The 2,913-nt window shown below is 39.9% G+C and carries 3 protein-coding genes and 1 pseudogene; all 4 read right to left on the bottom strand.

All coding sequences use genetic code 11. From position 1 onward, the window contains the following. Positions 1-67: 67 nt before the first annotated feature. Positions 68-295, bottom strand: coding sequence for a type II toxin-antitoxin system Phd/YefM family antitoxin (locus tag THINI_RS00320; protein ID WP_002706560.1), 228 nt, complete (start codon positions 293-295; stop codon positions 68-70). Further along, entirely contained in the window at positions 282-689 is a 408-nt protein-coding gene (locus THINI_RS00315) for a type II toxin-antitoxin system VapC family toxin (protein ID WP_002706557.1), read from the bottom strand. The genes THINI_RS00320 and THINI_RS00315 overlap by 14 nt, the downstream gene beginning before the upstream one ends. A 236-nt stretch (positions 690-925) precedes the next feature. Next, positions 926-2,011, bottom strand: a complete 1,086-nt coding sequence (locus tag THINI_RS23955; protein WP_002706555.1) for a ParA family protein — start codon at positions 2,009-2,011, stop codon at positions 926-928. Between the two features lie 677 nt (positions 2,012-2,688). Further along, a pseudogene (locus tag THINI_RS00310) lies at positions 2,689-2,913 on the bottom strand (IS66 family transposase); the annotation flags it as partial.

The raw sequence follows: 2,913 nt of genomic DNA, 5'->3' as shown, positions 1-2,913 counted from the left end.
TAAGCTGGGCGGAGTCGCGGGCTGTCACCGCGTCCGTCGTCGACATAATTGTTGGCTCTTTATTATTTTAAAAATAGTTTCTCTCTCTGCTCTCCCGTACTATTGAAACGATTTGGTCGGATGTCAGATTTAGGTTTATCCCATCAACGTCTAAAGGAGATTTTTTGATTTTTGCAGGAGTAAGGTAATATGCCTCACCGTTTCTTTTATAGATACAAATGATGCCTTCTTGTTTGGCAGTCTCAAGGATCGAAGCAAAATTTTTTCTGGCTTCTGTGAAATTATATTGTCTCATCTGTCACCTCCAATACTGTAATGCCCATTTGTTTGGCAATGTTAATTAAGCCTTTATCTAAAGAGAGTAATGGACTACTCGTCTGCTCGGCGCATTGAATAAGGTAAGCATCATAAGCATAAATATTAAAGTTTTTTGTTATATATAACGTGCGCTCTAATGGTATATCTATGAATTGGATGGGAATTGATTTATAAACCTTTAGTGCTTTTTCTGCATCTGCCAGTTCGATGACTCTTCTTTTGAACATTGCTGAAAAAGCATTACCAATCTCCCAATGTACCGACATTGGTGCAACTAATGATGCTCCAATTGTTAAATTTATGATCTTATCTTTGGCTTTTTCATTGCCAATGACAGCAATTAGTGCCGATGTATCTATCGTAATATCCATTCTGCTCAACCATAAAGTACATATGTACTACTATAGCCAAGATCACATGACTTGTACAGATGTACATTTTTAGTCCGTTTTTATTCTATTATTAATTTCATTATTTTTAATGGATTAGCGTAATTTTAGTGTGTCGCATATGACGCCAACGTCTAACATGACGGGCGCGGCAGGGAGTAGAAAGTAAGGATCGCGGGCTGTCACCGCGTCCGTCGTCGATGTAATCGTTGGCTCTTTTACCAAATATTACTAGTAATAAAAGAGAGCTGCTTTTGGCACTTTTCTACTGAAGCATTAACTTCAACACGTTGTCCCTCAATAGTAAAGCTTTGTTGAGGCTCTAAACACTTAATTGGAATTTGATTTGCAGAGGCGATGCGGCCTGAACCTAAGAAATCATCTAATGGAACGACATGATTATCTGGATCGTCGGTGGTAAATAAATCAATATTATTTGCTACTAATGAATGTACTTTTTCTAAATATACTTTAGTCTGATTGTTTGGTTCATTTCTAGCTCCCGCTCGGGTTGACCATCCACAATGAGTAACAACAACCATTTGTATTTTAGGTTGGCTTAATTCTAAACTTTCTTGTGCTCTTAAAAAAGTTCTTGATGGATCACGTAATAAATGAATTAATAATTGTAGTGAGTCCACAGATTGTTGATCTGTGCGAACGGGAACGATTAATGAATCAACCGCGTGCCATGATAAATGAGTAGCACCAGAGAAAAATGGTGATGTATCAATAATAACTTTTGAAATGTTATATTTTCTTGTTTCTCTGTCCAGCAAGTCCTTAAATGAATTTAGAATTTGTGACCGCGCTTTATCAGACTCACCTGGAATAGATCTAGCTTGAGATAAAGCAGACTCCATAATGGATGGGAATTCATATAAATTTGCTGAAGAAGGCACAAAATATGCGTTTTTGCCACTAAAATAAGGATTTAATCGTTCAATCTTTTGAGCAATTCTTGATGGGAATGACATGCGAGGCAATAAATATGGAAGCAGTGCATCATATATTGTTGTGCCTGATGCCGGTTGCCCTCTTGTAAAGAATGCTGTGGAATTTGATTGAGGGCAAGTATCGACAGCTATTATATCATTAGTATCATATGTTAAATTAAAAGTCAGTGTGGATTTTCCAATACCGCCTCTCAGGTTGCAAACTGCATAGCGATTATGTTTAGGCAAGTTCAAATTTAATAATGCAGTTATTTCAGGATATTCTGAAGCATATGCTGAATTTGCCCATTCTCCAGCATCCTGCGAGTAATAAGCGGCTTGTCTAGCAATAATCTTATTTATTGACATATTTATTCCTTATTGAGAATTTACAATTAGATACGTGTTGTATTGATATTTATCGAGACGCCAACGTCAAATCTGACGGGCGCGGCGGGGAGTCAATTGTGCGGAGTCGCGGGCTGTCACCGCGTCCGTCGTCGAGAACCTTGTTGGCTCTTGAAATATCATCAAATAATCAATGTCATTTTTTAAAAGACGCTACCTCACCTTTATAAATTATCGGGCAGGCATGGCATATCGTCAAAACAATGAAAGATTGGGCAACCACCAACTCTTAATCTTTTATTGGGCTAGTACGAAATACCGTGGAAACCCCGAAAGATTGGCAAACCACCAATTCTTGATTTATTGGGTTGGTAAGGAGAATCGCTGAAACTATGGAAGATTGGGTAACTACCCATTCTTAACCTTTTATTGGGCTGGCACGAAATATCGTGGAAACCCTGAAAGATTGGGTAACCACCAATTCTTGATTTATTGGGTTTGGCACGGAGAATCGCTGAAACTATGGAAGATTGGGCAATCACCTATTCTTAATCTTTTATTGGACTGGCACGATATATTGTGAGAACGCTGGAAGATTAGGCAACCACCAATTCTTAATTTCTGATTGGCGCTTTGGGACAACGTTTCCCGCGCACCAGCGCGACTCACGAACTCTTTTATTTTTGTAACTACTCAGTCTATGCCAAAACCGATCTGAGGGACTCAAACGGATTCCGTCCCTGCAGCTTGTTGGTTTCCCAACGGAACGGATGACACAGAAGGCATCGGCACCACCGATAGCCCCGGAATCCGCCCGCCACCTTGAGTTTGACTTTCACGGGGCGCACTGCCCGCTCGGCGAGGTTGTTGTCAAACGGCACGTCAAACCGCTGGATGAACAGCAACACCGAATCCTTGAAGTC

The organism is Thiothrix nivea DSM 5205 (assembly GCF_000260135.1).
Taxonomy (GTDB): domain Bacteria; phylum Pseudomonadota; class Gammaproteobacteria; order Thiotrichales; family Thiotrichaceae; genus Thiothrix; species Thiothrix nivea.
This window is presented reverse-complemented; position numbering and strand designations above follow the sequence as displayed.

What these genes read in the sequence shown, in the direction of transcription:
- THINI_RS00320 (WP_002706560.1), bottom strand. Translation starts at nt 295, where the DNA reads ATGAGACAATATAATTTCACAGAAGCCAGAAAAAATTTTGCTTCGATC.
- THINI_RS00315 (WP_002706557.1), bottom strand. Translation starts at nt 689, where the DNA reads ATGGATATTACGATAGATACATCGGCACTAATTGCTGTCATTGGCAAT.
- THINI_RS23955 (WP_002706555.1), bottom strand. Translation starts at nt 2,011, where the DNA reads ATGTCAATAAATAAGATTATTGCTAGACAAGCCGCTTATTACTCGCAG.